The sequence below is a fragment of the Arthrobacter glycogeni genome, assembly GCF_054510815.1.
This window is the reverse complement of the sequence record NZ_JBTNDV010000012.1, coordinates 43,277-61,314: the sequence shown is the minus strand read 5'-3', so window position 1 is coordinate 61,314 and position 18,038 is coordinate 43,277. Positions and strand designations below refer to the sequence as shown.

At 64.6% G+C, this 18,038-nt stretch carries 21 protein-coding genes; 11 read left to right on the top strand and 10 right to left on the bottom strand.

The features are described from left to right. Positions 1 to 3: 3 nt before the first annotated feature. Positions 4 to 1,443 (bottom strand): gamma-aminobutyraldehyde dehydrogenase, encoded by a 1,440-nt coding sequence (locus tag ACX80G_RS13200; protein ID WP_459308106.1) that lies wholly within the window; start codon positions 1,441 to 1,443, stop codon positions 4 to 6. Positions 1,444 to 1,605: 162 nt separating this feature from the next. Between ACX80G_RS13200 and ACX80G_RS13195 the strand changes: the two genes are divergently transcribed. Together ACX80G_RS13195 and ACX80G_RS13190 are read left to right on the top strand one after the other, a co-directional pair. Continuing rightward, positions 1,606 to 3,051, top strand: coding sequence for a PucR family transcriptional regulator (locus ACX80G_RS13195; RefSeq protein ID WP_459308105.1), 1,446 nt, complete (start codon positions 1,606 to 1,608; stop codon positions 3,049 to 3,051). 98 nt (positions 3,052 to 3,149) lie between these two features. After that, on the top strand, positions 3,150 to 3,737 hold the full coding sequence (locus ACX80G_RS13190; RefSeq protein WP_459308104.1) for a DUF1349 domain-containing protein: 588 nt from the start codon (positions 3,150 to 3,152) through the stop codon (positions 3,735 to 3,737). 301 nt (positions 3,738 to 4,038) lie between these two features. Here ACX80G_RS13190 and ACX80G_RS13185 read toward each other — a convergent pair whose 3' ends face one another. The 3 genes from ACX80G_RS13185 to ACX80G_RS13175 are packed head-to-tail and all read right to left on the bottom strand — an operon-like array spanning position 4,039 to position 5,018. Then, positions 4,039 to 4,428 carry an SRPBCC family protein gene (locus ACX80G_RS13185; RefSeq protein WP_459308103.1) on the bottom strand — a complete coding sequence of 130 codons (390 nt, stop codon included), beginning with the start codon at positions 4,426 to 4,428 and terminating at the stop codon, positions 4,039 to 4,041. Positions 4,429 to 4,476: 48 nt separating this feature from the next. Beyond that, on the bottom strand, positions 4,477 to 4,779 hold the full coding sequence (locus tag ACX80G_RS13180; RefSeq protein WP_459308102.1) for a Clp protease N-terminal domain-containing protein: 303 nt from the start codon (positions 4,777 to 4,779) through the stop codon (positions 4,477 to 4,479). After that, the gene (locus tag ACX80G_RS13175) at positions 4,776 to 5,018 is read right to left on the bottom strand and encodes a hypothetical protein (protein WP_459308101.1); all 243 of its coding nucleotides are present in this window, start codon (positions 5,016 to 5,018) and stop codon (positions 4,776 to 4,778) included. Before ACX80G_RS13175 ends, ACX80G_RS13180 begins: the two co-directional genes overlap by 4 nt. 255 nt (positions 5,019 to 5,273) lie before the next feature. On the opposite strand from ACX80G_RS13175, the gene ACX80G_RS13170 reads away from it, so the two are divergent. Genes ACX80G_RS13170 through ACX80G_RS13160 form a run of 3 tightly spaced genes read left to right on the top strand, consistent with a single transcriptional unit; the run spans position 5,274 to position 7,614 of the window. Further along, positions 5,274 to 6,263: a hypothetical protein gene (locus ACX80G_RS13170; RefSeq protein ID WP_459308100.1), complete on the top strand. Its 990-nt coding sequence runs from the start codon at positions 5,274 to 5,276 to the stop codon at positions 6,261 to 6,263. After that, a complete protein-coding gene (locus ACX80G_RS13165; RefSeq protein ID WP_459308099.1) occupies positions 6,236 to 6,919 on the top strand; it encodes a class F sortase in 684 nt (227 codons plus the stop codon). Before ACX80G_RS13170 ends, ACX80G_RS13165 begins: the two co-directional genes overlap by 28 nt. 5 nt (positions 6,920 to 6,924) lie before the next feature. Further along, positions 6,925 to 7,614 (top strand): 4'-phosphopantetheinyl transferase family protein, encoded by a 690-nt coding sequence (locus ACX80G_RS13160; RefSeq protein WP_459308098.1) that lies wholly within the window; start codon positions 6,925 to 6,927, stop codon positions 7,612 to 7,614. 44 nt (positions 7,615 to 7,658) lie between these two features. On the opposite strand, the gene ACX80G_RS13155 is transcribed toward ACX80G_RS13160, so the two are convergent. Then, positions 7,659 to 8,018, bottom strand: a complete 360-nt coding sequence (locus tag ACX80G_RS13155) for a TraR/DksA family transcriptional regulator (protein WP_459308097.1) — start codon at positions 8,016 to 8,018, stop codon at positions 7,659 to 7,661. Positions 8,019 to 8,368: 350 nt separating this feature from the next. Between ACX80G_RS13155 and ACX80G_RS13150 the strand changes: the two genes are divergently transcribed. Both ACX80G_RS13150 and ACX80G_RS13145 read left to right on the top strand, forming a co-directional pair. After that, a complete protein-coding gene (locus ACX80G_RS13150; protein WP_459308096.1) occupies positions 8,369 to 9,052 on the top strand; it encodes a GAF and ANTAR domain-containing protein in 684 nt (227 codons plus the stop codon). 17 nt (positions 9,053 to 9,069) lie between these two features. Continuing rightward, positions 9,070 to 9,783, top strand: a complete 714-nt coding sequence (locus tag ACX80G_RS13145; RefSeq protein WP_459308095.1) for a GAF domain-containing protein — start codon at positions 9,070 to 9,072, stop codon at positions 9,781 to 9,783. Between the two features lie 473 nt (positions 9,784 to 10,256). Here ACX80G_RS13145 and ACX80G_RS13140 read toward each other — a convergent pair whose 3' ends face one another. Beyond that, complete coding sequence (locus ACX80G_RS13140) at positions 10,257 to 11,204, bottom strand: alpha/beta hydrolase fold domain-containing protein (protein WP_459308094.1); 948 nt, start codon at positions 11,202 to 11,204, stop codon at positions 10,257 to 10,259. Positions 11,205 to 11,275: 71 nt separating this feature from the next. Here ACX80G_RS13140 and ACX80G_RS13135 point away from each other — a divergent pair, with 71 nt between their 5' ends. The 4 genes from ACX80G_RS13135 (at position 11,276) to ACX80G_RS13120 (ending at position 13,617) form a co-directional block, all read left to right on the top strand. Continuing rightward, a complete protein-coding gene (locus ACX80G_RS13135) occupies positions 11,276 to 11,908 on the top strand; it encodes a putative glycolipid-binding domain-containing protein (protein WP_459308093.1) in 633 nt (210 codons plus the stop codon). Positions 11,909 to 12,019: 111 nt separating this feature from the next. After that, a complete protein-coding gene (locus tag ACX80G_RS13130) occupies positions 12,020 to 12,661 on the top strand; it encodes a trimeric intracellular cation channel family protein (RefSeq protein ID WP_459308092.1) in 642 nt (213 codons plus the stop codon). A 60-nt stretch (positions 12,662 to 12,721) separates the two neighbouring features. Further along, on the top strand, positions 12,722 to 13,150 hold the full coding sequence (locus tag ACX80G_RS13125; RefSeq protein WP_459308091.1) for a hypothetical protein: 429 nt from the start codon (positions 12,722 to 12,724) through the stop codon (positions 13,148 to 13,150). Between the two features lie 71 nt (positions 13,151 to 13,221). Next, the gene (locus ACX80G_RS13120; RefSeq protein WP_459308090.1) at positions 13,222 to 13,617 is read left to right on the top strand and encodes an HIT family protein; all 396 of its coding nucleotides are present in this window, start codon (positions 13,222 to 13,224) and stop codon (positions 13,615 to 13,617) included. Between the two features lie 121 nt (positions 13,618 to 13,738). Here ACX80G_RS13120 and ACX80G_RS13115 read toward each other — a convergent pair whose 3' ends face one another. The 4 genes from ACX80G_RS13115 to ACX80G_RS13100 all read right to left on the bottom strand — a co-directional run bounded on the left by ACX80G_RS13115 (position 13,739) and on the right by ACX80G_RS13100 (position 17,993). Beyond that, positions 13,739 to 14,563, bottom strand: a complete 825-nt coding sequence (locus ACX80G_RS13115; protein WP_459308089.1) for a DUF559 domain-containing protein — start codon at positions 14,561 to 14,563, stop codon at positions 13,739 to 13,741. A gap of 247 nt (positions 14,564 to 14,810) precedes the next feature. Further along, positions 14,811 to 15,914 (bottom strand): polyprenyl synthetase family protein, encoded by a 1,104-nt coding sequence (locus ACX80G_RS13110; RefSeq protein ID WP_459308088.1) that lies wholly within the window; start codon positions 15,912 to 15,914, stop codon positions 14,811 to 14,813. 9 nt (positions 15,915 to 15,923) lie between these two features. Next, positions 15,924 to 17,240, bottom strand: a complete 1,317-nt coding sequence (locus ACX80G_RS13105; protein WP_459308087.1) for a geranylgeranyl reductase family protein — start codon at positions 17,238 to 17,240, stop codon at positions 15,924 to 15,926. After that, the gene (locus ACX80G_RS13100; RefSeq protein ID WP_459308086.1) at positions 17,241 to 17,993 is read right to left on the bottom strand and encodes a demethylmenaquinone methyltransferase; all 753 of its coding nucleotides are present in this window, start codon (positions 17,991 to 17,993) and stop codon (positions 17,241 to 17,243) included. Positions 17,994 to 18,038: the final 45 nt, after the last annotated feature.

The following is an 18,038-nucleotide window of genomic DNA, read 5'->3' as shown; positions in this document are numbered from 1 at the left end:
TTTCTAAACATCCAGCGCGCTCATGACGTGCTTGATCCGGGTGTAGTCCTCAACGCCATACATCGACAGATCCTTGCCGTAGCCGGAGCTCTTGAAGCCTCCATGCGGCATCTCGGCGGTGAGGAGAATGTGGGTATTGATCCAGACGGCGCCAAAGTCGAGGTCGCGGGAGACCCGCATCGCGGTGCCGTGATCGGTGGTCCAGATGCTCGACGCGAGTGCGTATTCGACGTCGTTGGCCAGTTCAATTGCCTCGCCCTCGGTGGTGAACTTCTGCACCGTGATGACGGGGCCGAAGGTTTCCTGCTGCACAATATCGTCATTTTGGCGTGCTCCGGTGATGACCGTCGCTTCGTAGAAGTACCCTTTGTCGCCGGAACGCTTGCCGCCGATCTCCACCTTGCAATGCTCCGGCAGGGCGTCCATCACCGCGTTGACCGCGTTGAAGTGGTTGATGTTGTTCAGCGGCCCGAAGTAGTTCTGCGAGTCGTCAGCGTTACCGGTCTTCAGCGTTTCGGTGTGCGCCACCAGGGCCGCCACCAGTTCGTCGTGCACCGAATCCTGTACCAACACCCGAGTAATCGCCGTGCAATCCTGACCAGCATTGAAGAAGGAGAACTCGGCGATCGCCGCGGCGGTCTTTTTGATCTCCGCGTCAGCGAAGACGACGGCGGGAGCCTTGCCACCGAGCTCCAGATGGGCCCGCTTGAGGCGCTTGGCAGCTCCGGTGGCGACGGCGATTCCCGCGCGAACCGACCCGGTGATCGACACCAGTCCGGGCACCGGATGGTCCACCATGGCCGCGCCGGTGGCGCCGGTCCCGAGCACCACGTTCAGCACCCCGGGAGGCAGGATCCCCTGGGTCAGCTTCGCCAGCACCAGGGTGGACTCGGGGGTGGTGTCACTGGGCTTGAGGACCACGGTGTTCCCGGCGGCGAGCGCCGGGCCGATCTTCCAGATGGCCATCAGCAGCGGGTAATTCCACGGCGCCACCTGGGCCACTACGCCGATCGGTTCGCGGCGGACATAGGAGGTGTGCCCCTCCACGTACTCGCCGGCCGACTTTCCTTCCATCAGGCGGGCAGCGCCAGCGAAGAACCGGAGCTGGTCCGCGCCCACTGCCACTTCCTCGGCGGCGATCAGGTCGCGCACCTGACCGGTATTGCGATGCTGGGCTTCGACCAGTTCATCGCTCGCCCCTTCCAGCGCGTCCGCCAGTTTCAGCAGCATCAGCTGACGCTGGCCGGGGGTGACGTGTTTGAAGGTCTTGAAGGCAGCCGACGCCGCGGTCATGGCCGCGTCGACGTCCGATGCCAGCGAAACGGGTGCCTTCGCCACGACTTCGCCGTTAGTCGGATTGACGACATCCAGCAACTCTGTGCCGGTCGGCGTCACGAACTCGCCGTTGATGAAGTTCTGGAGGGTGGTTACCACGGTATTCATCCCTTGTCTGGTGATGGGCTGACGGAGCGCTGCGGATCCGTCGCAGTGTAAATCCATTGCCGACCCTACGCCCACTAACATTCCTTGGCCTAGGGTGATCCGCACAACAACCTCCGCCAACCGTAATGCAACCGCACAGTGCACCGGTTCTATAGTTGGGGGATGGCCATCACCCTCCCCACCCTCCTCACGGCCGCCGGTCTCGGACTTCAGCCGGTGGGGTCCGCCAACGCCCCTGCCATTCCGATTCAGTGGGTCGCGGTCACCGAACTTGAGGATCCTCTCCCGTTCCTCAGCGGCGGAGAGGTGGTGTTGACCACCGGTCTGCGGCAGAAAACGACGACGGCGCAACGCGCTTTCGTCCGTCGCGTCCACGAATCCGGGGCGTTGGGAATCGGCTTCGGCACTGGCCTGGGGCATCGACAGGTTCCGGCCGCGCTGGTCGACGAAGCCGACGCCCTGGGACTTCCCGTTTTTCGTGTGCCCTATGAGACGCCGTTCATCGCCATCGGGAAGATCGTCGCCGATTCCCTCTCAGCCGACCATTATTCGCGGCTCGAGAGCCTCCTGAAGGGCCATCAGATCCTAGCGTCGGCGCTCCTCGGCGAGGGTGGTCTCCCCCAGTTGCTCCGCGAACTCGCCGCCATGCTCGGCACCGACGTCATGCTATCCCAGTACGGGGCCCAGCTCTTCACCACCGTCCCGGGCCAGGTCCCGGGCGGGCGACCGGGTAAAACAGGATTGGCCGACCAGCACTGGCACCGCCTGCCGGTTGCCACTGGCCTGAAGGACCGCTGCACCCTGGCCATTGCCGAACCGTACACCCCCGAGCCCATCGTGGCGTACGCGCAAAGCTTGATCAGCGTCGAGTTGAGCAACCAGGCCCGACGACGAGCGAGCGAACGGGCGGTGGCGGGTCAGCTTTTCCAGGACGTGGTGCGAGGCACCCTCGCGGGGCCCGACGCCGTCGCACGCCTTGGTGGCGCAGGTATCGACACCACGCTACGCCAGGTGGTGATGATCATCGAGGTAGCGTCGGGGCAGCGCCGGGCGCTGCGGACCCTGCCGACACCCCTCGGATTCGAACCGGGTCTCACTGCGCTGGTGGACGAGCGCCTGGTCATCGCCGTGCCGGAGGGCGACGGCGCCGCACTGAGCCGGCAGATGGGCGACTACCTTCATGGCGCCGGGCTGACCGCCAAGGTGGGCTTCGGCGGCGCGTATGCGCAGGCCAGCGGATTCCGATGGAGCTACTTCGAGGCGCGTGAATCGTTGAGCCGGGGACTATCGGTCAACACCCCCGACCGGCTGAGCCTGACCTCCCTGCTCATGGTGAGCGAAGACGTGCCGCTCGCCGATCTTGCTGCTGAGGCGCTGGACCCGGTGGCCGCGTTCGACCAGCGCCACCACGCCGAGTTGATGGTAACGCTTGAGCGATATCTGGCGCTGAACGGGTCGGTGGCTGCTGTGGCGGAGGCCCTGCAACTTCATCGGAACACCGTGCGGTACCGTCTGCAGCAGATCCAGGACCTGAGCGGTTACGACCCCGGCATCACCGCCGACCGCGTCCATTTGTACCTCGCCCTGAATGTGAGGGGACTGCGGTAGCCAGCTGGACTGTGCTGATGCCTCAGCACAGCGAGTGCTTCGGGTACCCCGCGCAAAGCCCTACACCTCGAGCAATGTCAACGGAAAGGCAACGAGCAATGACCAATATCGCGTGGACCGAGGGTTCGTGGACGACACCGCCCGCCCACGAAGAAATCAGGGACGACGGACTACATGTCACCGCCCACGAAGACAGTGACGCGTGGCGGGTCACCGCCTACGGGTTCATCCACGACACCGAGCATGCACTGCTGACGCCGTTCAACCAGAACACGGCCGTCGAGGTGTCATTCCACCTCAGCTTCTCCGCCCAGTTCGATCAGGCGGGGGTGTTTATCCGGGTGGACGACACCACCTGGATCAAGACGGGCATCGAGTGGAGCGACGGCGAGGCAAGCCTTGGCGCGGTCGTCACGCGCGACGTTTCTGACTGGTCGCTGTCGCCTGTCCCCGAGTGGGACGGCCGGCTGGTGACCATCCGAGCCAGCCGCTCTGGGGACGCCCTCACAATCCGGGCAAAGGTCGACGACGGACCGTGGCGGCTGGTGCGCGTTGCGCCTCTGGACCCTGACGCCGTCGTGACGGCAGGGCCGTTCTGCTGTGCCCCCTCCAGAGACGATCTGACGGTGCATTTCACTGCCTGGCACACCACTGCCGCGGACGCCAGCCTGCACCCCGGTTCGTAGCGCCGTCGGTTGAGGGCGCGCCATGCCACCTCGGTGCGACTCCGGCATCTGCTCTAGCGGAAAACCCGGCTGATACCGGCCCCGATCTGGACGATTGTCAGCCAGGTGAGAAAGTGCTGCAGCGGACGCAGGGGCTTGGCGACGATGCTCCGCCAACCGTTGCTCCGTGTCCACGAACCCGTCAGGTGCAGTTGTGTCCCACCGGGGGTTGATCTCAGGGAGATAGTCAGGACATTGGTGTTGCTCCGCAGTAGATCAGGGTAGCTGAAGCGCCAGCCAATGCGAGCGGGCGGATGTGTCGCTACCAATCCATCTGGCGCCGTCGGTATTTCGCCTTGATCCGGAGCGGCTTGCCGTCGGGTTTCCGGCTAACCGGGAGGGCAGCCCAGATGGTCGTCGGGGGTGCGGCCTGTTGATGTACCTCGCCGGCTTCAACCGATCCCACGCCGGGGTTCCATTCGGGCATCCGCAGAGGGTCCGACAAGAGCGCCCACACGTCGTCGATGGGCGCCGGGATGAAGGCCGCAACCTGGCACGTCAACATACCGGAGATGCGTGGGTGTTTGTCATGCGAGGCTGTCGGCGGGCGTTCCCCGGCGAGGGCGGTCGTAATTTCGCTGATCGAACTTCCCAGTCGGTTGAGGAGGTCGTGAATCAGCCCGCTTGGCTCGGCAAGCAATTCCTGCAGCACCGCAGACGCATCGCCAACGTTTGCCAGCCCCGGCCCGTTCAATAACCTTCAGCGCGCGCGCCGCCCACTCGTACCCGCGCGTCTCGTGGAACACGATCCGCCCCGGATCGGACCCATCTGCCGTGACACACTGCGTAATTGATCAGAGTGCATGGCGTCGACGGCCGACCGCGCCCCGTCCAGGGTGATCCCCGCTTTGCGTAGCGCCCTGCCCGCCGCTTGATCGTTGATTACCAGAGCGAGGAACAGGTGTTCAAGGTCCGCGTTGCGCAGCCCGCGGCGTGAGGCCTCTTCCATGGCTGCCAACGAAAGCGTCTGCACCGTCGCAGCAGCGGAGATGAATGAGGTCATAGTTTCCTCCGTGGAATAGGAATGGCCGGATCAACACGTCTCCCATATTTTTTGTGGACCGCCTGCCGGGTTACGCCGAGCGCATCAGCAATCTCACTCCAACTCAGATCGGAGCGAAGTGCAGCCTCGACCTGCCGCAATTCAAGCGCATCAGCCAGCGCCCGGAGGGAAACGATCGCTCGTAGCCCAGCCCGCGAATCCTCAGAGCGCGCCGCTGTTACCAGCTGGTCATTGTCCATACAAGCAACCTACGTTGCCTATTTGGGGTGAGCAAACCTCATGACTACATGAATGACCCCGAGTCTCGCCGCAAAAACGGAAGCGGAGCCGGATTTCTGCTACGGAACTGAAACTTTCCCAAAAAGTGCTGGTATTCCACGATTTGGCGTGATCAAATTACGTCAGCCGAAAAGCAACCGCACCTGCGACGCGCGTCCGGCGGATGCCGCTCAAGGGGGACTTGGGGGCCTACCTCAAGGAAAAGACGTGGTTTCATGACGCACCGTAATCGCCTGCTGACTTTCGGCACCTGCACAGCACTTATGGCCGGTTCGGCTTTCCTCTCCGCAGCGCCCGCCGCAGCGCAAACCAACCCGACAACCTGTGTCTCGGCGCAGGTAGCGCTTGGGAGTGCCTTGGACTCGGCATCAGTGGATATCGAACTGGCCTACCAGCTCAAAGCAGCCATCGCCGCCATCGAAGCCGCCGGTCTAGCCTTCTCTGAGGCTTTGGAGGCCGCCGATCTGGCTGCCGCCGAGGAATACGCAGCGTTCGATGAGGCCATCCAGGCCTACGAGGCGGCCGCAATGGCCGTCGAAGGGACCCAGGCAGCTCTCGATGCGGCGCAGACGGTCAAAATTCTCGCCGACGATCGGGTCGAAGCAGCCGAACTGGCACTGGCAGCGGTGGTCGATGGCGACGACGCCGGTCGGGTCGCAGCCGAAGCGGAACTAGCCGCGGCGCTGGTCGCCCAGGCGGATGTAACAACTGCACTGACCGTCCGGCAGGCGGAACGCGATGCGGCACCGGCAGCGCTTGCCGCGGCTGACGCCATCCTGATGGAAGCTCAAATAGCGTTGGACGCCGTCCTCTATACCGAGGCAGTGAGCACCGCCGAGGATAACTACTTCTCCGCCGTTGAGGCCGCTGAAGCGACCCTTGCGGCTCTGGGAGGTACAAGCACCAGCATTGAAGAGGTACAGACGCTGGTCGACGCCGTGGTCACGGCCTGCGCAGCACCGGGCGGCGACGACGGAGCCGGGCCACCTGTTGCGGCGCCGGTTGTCGTTGTCACACCAAGTGCGCCAACGGCACCGGCACCGGCCGCCGTCGCCGTGACCAAACGGGGTCTGAACGTGCAGACCGCAGCCGGTGACACTGCCGGAGCAAGGGATGATTCCCTAGCCCTCGGGGGCGCGGCAGGAGGGGCACTACTGCTCCTCTCCGGTGCCGCCGTGTGGCTACGGCGATCTGCCAGGGGCTGACGATGGCTGGCTGGCGGCGCCCTGCTACCCGGTGGACGGGCTTGGCGCTGTCGGCTGCCCTGATCATGGGTGCCGCGCCGGTTGTCGGCGCGGCACCCCCGGCAGCTGATTCGGGACGCCAGGTCCACGCTGCCGGGTTCATGCCAACCCCCGCGGCACTCGCCGCGTCGCCCGCACCGGTACCAACCACTGCTCCCGCCCCGGAACCAGGGGCGTCCGCGCCAGGTTGGCTGACCGTGGACGCAGCCGACATTGACATGCAGATTTTGCCGCTGACCCCGTCCGCGGCGGATCTGTCCTCCCAGTCGATCGTGCCGCCGTTGACAGTTGACGCGTATTGGTTGACTTCCTTCGGAACGCCTGGTCTTGCGTCGGAAGACACCACCTACATCACCGGCCATAGCTGGGAGGGCCGCGACGCCCCCTTCAACCGGCTGAGCACCGAGGCTGAGGTGGGCGATTCGATTGTGCTCACCACCGAGACCGGTGTCCTCGACTACGTCATCGATTCGGTGACCACCCACGACAAGAACACCCTGAAGGACAGCGAGATCTGGGACATCGTGCCCAACCGACTGGTGCTGATCAGCTGCTACACCGAGGATATTTGGGGCAAAAACGTGGTCATCACGGCAAGCCCTGCGGGGGACGCCTAAAAGCTGTGGCGGTTCAGTACATTGCGGAGACCGCGTTGAGCGTTGCCCGGGCGCTCGAGCCGCTGGGAGGGCTCGACCGGTTCCTGCCGGCTTCGGTCCGGGCTGCTGCCGGTCACCATCAACATGAACAGGACCGGGTGACCTACCGTGCGGCGCACGCAGTGTTTCGCCTCCTGGCAGCTCGGGTCCTCGGCGGCACCCCGTCCCAGGCCGCCGAACTGCACGTGACACGCTCCTGCCGGGCCTGCGGCTCGGATCTGCACGGCAAACCGGCAATTGGCGGAGTGGAGCTGAGCCTGTCCCGTTCCGCTGAGGCCATCCTGATTGCTTCAGCACCGGCGGGGCGCCCCATCGGTGCGGATATCGAGCGCATCCCCGACGTCCTCTTCGACGGCTTCGACGCGTACACCCTCTCTGCCCTGGAGCGAGATCAATTCCGGCCCGACGACGCCGGCTCCCGGCTCCGACTGTGGGTCGCCAAAGAGGCTGTGCTCAAGGCGGTTGGGCATGGACTCACCGTCGAACCTCACACGCTCACCATCTCGGGGAACTCCTGTCTAGGTCTACCGGAAGCGCAGGACCTGCGCCTGACGTGGTTTACAGGCCCTACCGGGCTTGCCGGGTACGCTGCCGCACTCGCCGCACCCGCTGGCCAGGACCCATCCCGGCTTGCGCTAGCCGACGTGCTCGGCTGAACTCGGTTGCCGAAACTCATCCGAACCATGATTTTTTCGAACCGTCACCGCCCGGACGCGTGAACAATGCAATACGGTGTCCACGGCCTGGCCTCGAGGCGTCCGGCAGCGATCGCCTGGCCGCAGATAGCGCACACGCCGAAGCTCTCGCCGTCGAGCCGCTCCAGAGCAGCCCGGATCTCCTCTGACCGGTGCCTGGCGTCCCGGGCGAGAACCGCCATCTGCGAGAGTTCGGAGGCGATCGTGGTGCCCTCCGGGTCATGTTCGTCGTCGACGTTTGAATTATCCCGGGCAGCGGTCACCGATCGGCTATCAGCATCCAACGCAGCGAGGCTCGCACGGGTTCGGGCAAGCTCGGCGTGCAGCAGCGGGCGATAGCGTTCGAACCTAGTCTCAGGTGCCATTTAGCTATGCTAAGGGTGCCTCAGCTACCGGCATTCTCCGGCGACTGGGTAGTTGAAGCGTTCGGCAGCCAATCCCCCGGTTCAGGTAGCTGATCACCATGGTCCCCGTGTAGAGGATGCCTCTGGTGGTGCGGGAGGCCAGCACCCAGGGATCTCGGACACCACTTAGAGAAAAGGTGCCGTCCACCGGGCCGGCTGAGAAATGGCGGAGGCGCTGGAAAATCGGAAGCCCTGTATCTTCGGTGGGCGGATCGACTATCGTAGGATCATAGGCATCCCGCCCCGCGGGTTCGCCGTTGGGCTTGAGGATCGCCCAGCCATACGGCAGGTGCGGCAGAGATGTCAGGGGAATGATGGTTGAGCGGTCTCCTTCCACAACAATTGGTGATGGCGCTAATCTTTGCACCCCATATCTGCAGGAACTGCCGGTCACCGGTGCAGCGATTTCAGTCTTCGGCGGTTCCGTTCAGGAAACCGTCTGCTGCAGTGACGATCTGGCCCACCAGCTCGATGAGCTGCAATTCGAGCTCGGGGAGGGCCCGCGTTGGGAAGCTACGGCGAGCCGCCTGCCGGTCTTGATTCCTGATGTCACCGAAGACTGGCATACCCGCTGGCCCGTCTTCGGCAACGCGGTGCAAGCCACTGAGGTCAGGGCTATCTTTGTCTTTCCCCTCATTCTGGGCGCCATCGATATTGGGGTTGTCGAGCTGTACCGCACCCGCCCAGGGGATCTGAGCAGCGCCAACCAGACCGCGGCGTCGGTCCTTACCGATAGAACTTCCTGGATCCTGCTACGCCGGATGCTGTCCCGGGAGCCCGGTCACAACGAGTCGTTCGGCGGGAACGACGGGTCGTCGCTCTCCCGGCGGGAGATCCATCAGGCCACCGGGATGGTGCTGGCCCAGGCGAACATCAACGCCACCGATGCCCTCCTACTGCTGCGTGGCTACGCTTTTTCGGAGGGACTTCCCCTCACCGCGGTAGCCACGTCAGTTGTTGAACGCAGGCTGGACTTCACGCCGAACTCGGAATAGCGGAGTAAACTTATTCCATGGTGACTTCGACCCGGGCTGAGCGCGTGTGCGCTGCTTTCGTAAAGATCGCTGACACGTTGGTCGACGACTACGACGTACTTGATCTTCTGCATGCTCTGGTCGAGGAATCGATTGAGATCCTCGACGCGACGGCGGCCGGGCTGTTGCTCGTCGACCAGTATGGCGAACTTCAGGTATTGGCGTCCACCAGCGAGGAGAGTCAACTGGTGGAGGTGCTGCAGCGCGAAGCCGGCGCTGGCCCCTGCGTGGAGTGCTTCCAGACCGGAGTTGTGGTCACCGTGGACGACATCGCCGATCTGGGAGACCGTTGGCCGCAATTCAAGCAGGCGGCCCTGTCCCAGGGATTCCGTTCGGTACATGCCATCCCTCTTCGCATTAGGGGCAGGACTATCGGCGCTCTCAACCTCTTTGGGGTGGTACCGGGAGCCATTTCCAGCGAAGATGCCGCGATCGGCCAGGCACTCGCCGATGTAGCAACGATCAGTATTTTGCAGGAGCGCGCAATCCGCGAGGCAGAAGTGGTCAACGATCAGCTTCAGCGCGCCCTGACCAGCCGCATTCTGATTGAGCAGGCGAAGGGCGTGGTGGCTCAGCTGAGCAACGTCGATATGCACGAGTCGTTTACCCGGATCCGCAATCATGCCAGGCGGAACCACCTCACCCTGCATGAGACTGCGGCGCGGATTGTCGATCGGTCGCTGTCGCTGTAACTGATGGGTCGCTGTAGCTGGCGACACCGCTGACCTAAAGTACCTCACGAACTGAAGTGCGCTGCCAGCCGACCCGGTGGCTGGGGGGAATACCGGGTCGGCTGACAACGCAAGTTGTCAGGTTGCCGTCAGTGAGTCGATGTACCTAACCGACTTACTGACCGCGGTTTAGCTGCCATATGATCTCCTTCTAAGTGTCGTGTGACTGTCTCAGAACTCATTACTCATATACCTCCCCGAATACCGACGATCTTGAGGATTAGCTGCACTGCCCCAGCTTGTGAGCTGGAACCGCCCGAATGAGGAACCCTCCACGGGACTGGGAATCTCATCGTCGCGAGACATTGAAAGGAAAATGCCCCTACCGGATACATCCGCGGAATGTTTCTTACTCGACACGGTGCCGGGGTCTGGGGCAGTACCTTCAGCATAGTCGCTCCTGATGGCGCCGTCTACGGCTGGGCTGGTCTATTTCACCGGGGCAATAGTCCACCGACGGTCGCCCGAACATTCCTGAACACGGCACGCGATTCGGGCAGCCACGGGAGCCCCACGAAGACATGGAAGGCACCCGGATACCGGTGGAAGGCGAGGTCGCCGCCGTCGCTCATCAGACGATCGAAGGCAACGGCATCCGCCATGCAAATGTCCCAACTCCCCTGATAGAGCGACACCGGCGGAAGGCCGACCAGTGCTGCCGGAGTGGCGAAGACCGGGCTCAGCAACGGTTCCCGGGGGTCCTCTCCCCCGGACCACCAGATACCTGCCTCAACTGCGCCGGGGACGGCCAGCATCGGGTCCACCCGCTCGTAATGGGGGATGTCCGGGTTGGTACCGGTGATGTCCAGCCAGGGTGAGAAGAGGATCAACCGTCCGGGCCGCGGCAGATCGAGGGCGGCAAAATACAACGCCTGGCCCACCGCCAGCCCGCCACCCGCCGAATCGCCGGCCAGGACGACGTCGGCCGCGTCGGTGGTGCCGAGCACCATCTGATAAACAGCCGCGAGGTAGTCATACGCTTCCCTAAAGGTGTGTTCGGGAGCCAACCGGTAGAGCGGCACTGTCACTGTTGCCCCGGTGGCTTTGACCAGCGCGGCGATGATCCACCAATGGGGGCGGGCCAGTTCGTTGATGTAGGTTCCGCCGTGCGTGTAGATGATGTGCTGCCTTGACGCCCCGGATCGCGGACGCAGGGTGAGCGTGCGGACGCCGTCGACCTCCCGATCCTCGACGGTGCATCGCCGCCGCAGCGATCGCGTCACCGGTGCGGGTCCGGGATAGCTGCGCTGCATGTATTGCCCTCGCATCCACTCGGGCGACGAGTAATGCCGCTTGGTCGGTGTCAGGCGGAGCGCCGCGCTGACCAGTCGCATCGGGGCACTGGCTGGTGGTTCCGCGGCCGGGCGGAGAGTCGAAGTCATGGGCTTAACAGTGCCATGGACTCGTGCCTCAGGGTCTGGCGTCAGTGCGCGGCGCTCCCTAAGGTAGGAGGATGGCAAACCCATCGCACACCAGCCTCCAGCACAGCTGGCAGGGCTCGGACGATCCCGGCCGTCTCGACACGGCGACGATCAATCTTGAAACCAACCGACTCACTGCCCACGGCACGTCGAGGACAGCTGACTACGCTGTCAGTTGGGCACTTGCGACGGCGTCGGGCTGGGTGACCCAGCGGCTCACCGTGACCGTCCACGGGCAGGGCTGGAGCCGCCATCTCGAGCTGATGAGATCGGACGATGGCGTCTGGTCCAGTGAAACCCTCAGCGCCGGGGACACCGACCTGCCCGAGCCCGGGATCTCCGACCCCGAGGGGCTGGCGGGAGCCCTCGATTGCGATCTCGGGCTGTGCCCGGTGACCAACACTATGCCAATCCTTCGACTTAACCTTGTCTCCGGCGACGGCGCACCGGTCGGCGAGACAGAACTGACCATGGCCCGGGTTGAAGTGCCGAGCCTGCGGGTAGTGCCCAGCACCCCGGTCTACAGCCACGTGCGGGCTGCCCGGTCGGACAGTCCCGCCCTGATGCTGTACAACTCCGGAAACGGTGGATTCGCTGCCGAGCTGACCATCGACCAGGACGGGGTGGTGCTCGACTATCCGGGACTCGCACGGCGGATCAGCTAGGGCCCACCGGGCGAGCATCCCCCGGCAGCCAGCACTGGGTAAACTCATGCTGGCCGGGAATGCCTCCCGCGCAGACCCAAAACCTAAGCAGCCCGGACGACGAGGATCCCCATGACCAACACGGTGGACGTTGCCCTGCTGATCGACCTACTCGGGGTCTTTTTCTTCGCCGTTTCCGGATCCCTGCTGGCGGCCCGCAAAGGGTTCGACCTCGTGGGATCCCTACTGCTGGCCTCCCTGGCCGGACTGGGCGGCGGAGTGGCACGCGACCTGATCATCGATACCGTTCCGGCGGCGTTCTCGAATCCTGCCTACCTGATTCCACCGGTGCTTGCGACCCTGCTCGTGTACTTTTTGTTCTCCGGTGTGGAGCGGGCGAGCAACTTGCTAGTCCTTTTCGATGCCGCGGGCCTGGGCCTGTTCTGCATCACCGGCACGGTGAAAGCCCTGGAGTTTGGCCTTCACCCGGTGGCGGGCATCCTGCTGGGCGTGACCACGGCGGTGGGTGGCGGGCTGCTGCGCGATGTGGTGGCCAACGAGGTGCCCCAGCTCTTCGACCCCCGGGACATCTACGCGCTTCCCGCAATGCTCGGGGCCGGGTTGACCACGCTGCTCGTCAGTACCGGCTGGTTCAACGTGGTGACGGGCGCCGTCGTCGCTGCTCTGGTGTTCATCCTGCGGGTGCTCGCCTGGCGCTTCAGCTGGCGCGCACCGCTGGCAGTCCTGGGCTGGAAGCGGCCCGGGCCGTCGTAGCCCGACCCGCGGCGGGGGCTAGGATGGGTATATCCCCCAACCCCACCCCTGGAGTTCAAATTGACTGAGCTATTCCTGGACAAATTTCGTGCCCTGGTTCCGGCGTACTTCGATGACCAGTGGTCGGCGGAAGATGGCCTGTCGATGGAAGAACTCCAGGACCTGATGGACGGTCGGGACTTTGACCTCCCACTCGCGCTGCGCGACTTCTACCTCGCCGTCGGCGCTGTCGAGGACATTATGGAGGCCTACCACTTTTTCTGGGATCCCGACGAGCTGACCGTCGAAGACGGCCACCTGCTCTTCCTTGAGGACGAAGAGGAAAAGTACACCTGGGGAATCCGCGTGGACCAACTGGATGTCCCCGATCCCATCATCTGGCGTCGCAACAATGCACGGGGCACATGGAAGAGCGAAGAGGGCACGTTCAGTGAATACGTCCTCGACATGTTCGAGTGGGTGTTCGAAGAAGACACGGACGAGGATTGACCGGCTGGGTGGGGCACGCGCCGGACGGTTACCTGTGCCCCTTCTGTGACCTCGCCTCCGGGGACTTTCGGGTGCCCAGTAACCTTTGCCGCCCCGGAGATGTCGTGTACGCGGACGACCTGGTGCTGGCCTTCATCGCCTCCCACGGCTTCGACCCGCACCCCGGCCACGTACTAGTCACCCCTCGGGCCCACTTCGAGCTGTTGTATGAACTGCCCGACGACGTCGCCGCCCGCATCATGACCGTCACCCGCGACATGGCGGTAGCCATCAAACGGGCGTGGTCACCGGACGGCATTTCCACCCGCCAGCACAACGAACCGGCCGGCAGCCAGCACGTCTGGCACTATCACCAGCATGTTCTCCCCCGCTGGCACGATGACGGCTTCTACTTCACCCCAAAGCGGCCCATCGTGGATCCGGCCGAGCGGGCCCGGAAGGCGGCCGAGCTCCGCGCGGTCCTATAGCCACACCGGCTGTTGCCCGTGCAGGTTTGCTCAGGTTTCAGGCCCTCCCTTGCGCGCCGTTGCCTGACACGCCGGCAAACGGCCCGTTCCTGGATCAGTACCTGGGCAAACCTGCATGCCATCAGCGGATTGCGCGACCGGCCAGAACCTGTCGGATCTCCCTGAGCACGTCGTCCGGGTGAAACATGACGTCCTCGTAGATGTAGCGCAGCACCAAATACCCGCCCACGATCGTCGAGTTGTTCCGGTGGAGATCCCGCCTGAGTGCTCGCCGGTCAGAATGGTAGGCGGCACCGTCCACTTCGATCACCAGAAAACCTTCCAGCAGGAAATCCACCCTACCGACGCCGGCCAGTGGCACCTGCGTTTCAACGTGGAACCCGGCCTCAACGAACAGGAACCGGGCCACCACTTCAAGCGGAGATTCGGCCGCACAGCTGACCTTGGCCAAGGTCGCGCGGGCCCTGGAATTGCGGTCACCCGGCAACCGGTCCAGCAGGAAGCTGCGGATAGTGTCACCCCTGCGCAGGGAACACTCGACCATGACGGCCGCCTCCAACGGCGGGAGGCAACGAAGGGCATGGACCAGCACATCAACGACCCCCAGCAGCGGCTCCCGCGGATGGACTGGAACGGTACGCTGCCGATGATTGGTGAACCCGGTACCGCGCCCATGGCTGCAGCTCAGGTGGAGTCGAGCCGCCGGTCTCAGGAGCCACAGGTTGTAGGCTGTCGCCGCCGACAGGCAGGTCAGCCGACCGTCGTTGAGCACTGCGGTGACGTAATCCGGCCGGGCATCTGGCAGCGCAATGACACCAGCGCGCGGCCGGATCATCTCGCCAACCGCCACGTGGCGCTCAATCTGACGGCGGCTCACCCCACGGCCCACGATCTCGCGGGTCCTGACAACCGACCCAAGACTACGGAGGGTATTGATAGCATCCATCGATCCAGTGCAGCCCCTCTGGACCGACACCTCGGTTGCGTGCGGAGGTTATGTGGACGAGCGCAGCGCAAGGCCGACTGTGGAGGCGAAGTCGGGTCGGGCTATCGGCCGAGGCACGCAAGTTTGCTCAGGTACTGGCCGTCAAGGCGCGTGTCGGCAGTCGACTCGCCGTCGGGCCCGGGATTGGGGACCGACAACCTGGGCAGGCGTGCACACGCGGGGGACAAACACCGCGAGCGGGATCGAACTAGACGTCCCGGGTCACCACCGCCTGGGCAAAGGCCGTGAGCGCCTGCTTGACGGTGCTCTCCGGGAGCGGCTCCAGAGCTGCGACGGCGTCGTCGGCCCACTGCTGAGCGACGGCCCAGGCGTCCTGCGTTGACGGGTGGGTGCTGACGGCGGCAACCGCGTCAGCCAGCGCCTCGTCCGAGGTGAGGTCACCATCAACCAGGTCCAGCACTGCGAGGGCGGAGGCGTCGCCGGCGGCCGCGGCCCGCCGGATCAAGAGAATCGGCAGGGTCGGCACGCCCTCGCGGAGGTCGGTGCCGGGCGACTTGCCGGAGGTGACTTTGACGCCGGTGACGTCGATGACGTCGTCGGCAAGTTGGAAGGCCACTCCCACCTTCTCACCGTAGGAGAGCATCACGTCGATCGCCGACTGAGGGGCCTGCCCGAACAACGCACCGAGTTGCCCCGACGCGGCGACCAGCGAGCCGGTCTTGTCGGCGATGACTGACAGGTAGTGCTCCACAGGATCTTCATCCTCGCGGGGTCCCACCGTCTCATGCAGCTGGCCCAAACAAAGCCGTTCGAAGGTCCGTGCCTGGATGCCGAGCGCGCGACCGCCCAGTTCCGACACCAGAATCGATGCACGGGCGAAGATCAGGTCCCCGGTCAGGATGGCGACCGAGTTGCCCCACACCTCATGAGCCGTCGGGGCACCGCGGCGGTACGGCGCGGAGTCCATGACGTCGTCGTGATAGAGCGTGGCCAAGTGGGTCAGTTCGACGACGACGGCGGCCTGCACCACCTCGGGACGACTGGAGTCGCCGAGGTGCGAGGCGAGAATCGTCAACAACGGCCGGATCCGTTTGCCGCCAGCTTCCACCAGGTGACGGCTGGTGGCGTCGGCGAGGGGGTCCGAGCTGGCGATGGCTTCCCGCAACTGCTTCTCCACCTTGGCCAGGCAGGTGGAGACCGCCGGACCCAGCTCGGGATCCTCGGCGATCAGGGCGAACCCGGGAGGCAGCCGAAGGCCGGTGGCGATGGCACCGGTGGCCGTGTCGAGCTCGCCACTGTCGGAGCGCGGGTGCCCAGCGCTGGTCCAGCCGGGGTTAGCAGATTCTGTCACTGTCCAAGACTAACTAGTAGGGCGCGCGGAGCCGGCATGGGCCCGCGTGCGTGGATGGGATTGGTTGCTGACGGCTGGCACCAGCTGCTCCAGCAGGTGAATTACCCGATCCTCGAAGCCTTTGCCGCCGGTATCGGTCAGGTTGGCGAGCATCCGCACCACAAACCGCATCAGCACCGGGATGGGCATGCCGGTCCTGAGCGCGAGACGCAGGATCGCTGGCTTGCCGATCAGCTGAGCAAAGATGGTCCCGAGGGTGAAATGGCTGCCCCAGAGACCTCGCACGTGCGGGGCGTATCCGGCCAACACCTGATCGCGGCCCAGCGGTGAACTCACTTGCTCGGCGCTGACGATGAACTCGGCTGCGTACCGCGCCGACTCCATGGCGTAGGAAATGCCCTCCCCGTTAAACGGCGAGACCATCCCACCAGCGTCGCCGAGCAGCAGCATTCCCGGGCTGTAGTGCGGCGTCCGGTTGAACCCCATCGGCAGGGCGGCGCCGCGAATCTCGCCGACCTGCAGCTCCGGGACGAACCCCCATTCGGCAGGCATTCCGGCAGTCCAGTCGCGCAGGACCTGCTTGTAGTCGAGCCTGCCGAACTCGGCCGACGAATTCAGGATGCCCAGGCCCACGTTGGAGGTACCGTCCCCGACGCCGAAGACCCAGCCATAGCCGGGCAGCGGCTTCCCCGTCGCGTCGGGCAGTTCAAGCCAGCCCTCCATCCACGGATCCTCGTGGCGGGGGCTGGTGAAATACGTGCGTACCGCCACACCGAGCGGCCGGTCATCACGCTTGGCCAGGCCGAGGCTCACGGCGGTGCGGGTCGAGTTGCCGTCGGCGGCCAGGATGGTGTCGGCGTGAAACTGTCGGGTCTGACCCGTTTTACGCCCCGCCGGGTCAAGGATATTGACGACGACGCCGGTCACCCGGCCGGCGTCGTTGCGGATCGCCGAGCTGACCGAGTGGCCCTCCAGGATCACGGCGCCCGCCGCCCGCGCGTGTTCGGCGAGCTCCTCGTCAAACCCGAGGCGGGTGCGGACCAATCCGTAATCCGGGAAGTCGGTCAGATCCGGCCAGGGCACTTCAACGGTGCGGCCACCGGCTTTGAGCCGTAGCCCTACGTTGCGGCGCCACCCCGCCGACTCCTCGTGAGGCAATCCGAGCAGCTGGATTTCGCGGACTGCCCGGGGCGTAAACCCGTCACCACAGACCTTTTCCCGCGGGAAAATTGACTTTTCGACGACTGTGACGTCCACCCCGGCGCGCGCCAGGTAGTAGGCGGCGGTGGAGCCGGCGGGGCCGGCCCCGACGATCAGTACCGACACTTAGTTGGCTGCCCGCGTGCTGCGGCGACGCAGACGGTCCTGGGCTGCATCTGCCACGTCAAGGGGCTTCGTAGCCCGGTGGACTGCCACGATGCCTCCGTTGAGGTTACGGTAAGCAACGTTCTCCCACCCCGCGTCGGAGAGCCAGCCGGCAAGCGAGTCCTGATCCGGCCAGGCTCTGATGGACTCGGCCAGATAGACGTAGGCGGTCGGGTTCGAACTGACCTTGGTCGCGATGGCTGGAAGTGCCCGCATCAGGTATTCGGTGTACATGGTGCGCCACAGCGGAACAGTGGGCTGAGAGAATTCGGCGATCACCAGTTTGCCGCCGGGCTTGGTCACCCGCAACATCTCCGCGAGGGCCCGCTGCGGGCGGTGCACGTTGCGCAGACCGAAGGAGATGGTCGACGCGTCGAAGGAGTTGTCGGCGAACGGAAGGTCAGTGGCGTCGCCGGCAATGAAGTCGATGTCCGGGCGGCGGCGCTTGCCGACCCGCAGCATGCCCAGGGAGAAGTCGCAGGCCACCACATACACACCATTGTCAGCGTAGGGCTCGCTGGAGGTGCCCGTTCCGGCCGCCAGATCGAGAACCTTTTCGCCTTTCACTGCGCCGACCGCATCCACCACAATGCGGCGCCAGCGGTGGGTCTGCCCGAGGGACAGGACGTCGTTGACGACATCGTATTTGGGCGCCACGTCGTCAAACATGGCGGCTACTTCTTCGGGACGCTTTTCCAGTGATGCACGGTTCACCCTTGTATTGTCTCAAACAATTCACTGGTCCCTAATCGGGCCGGG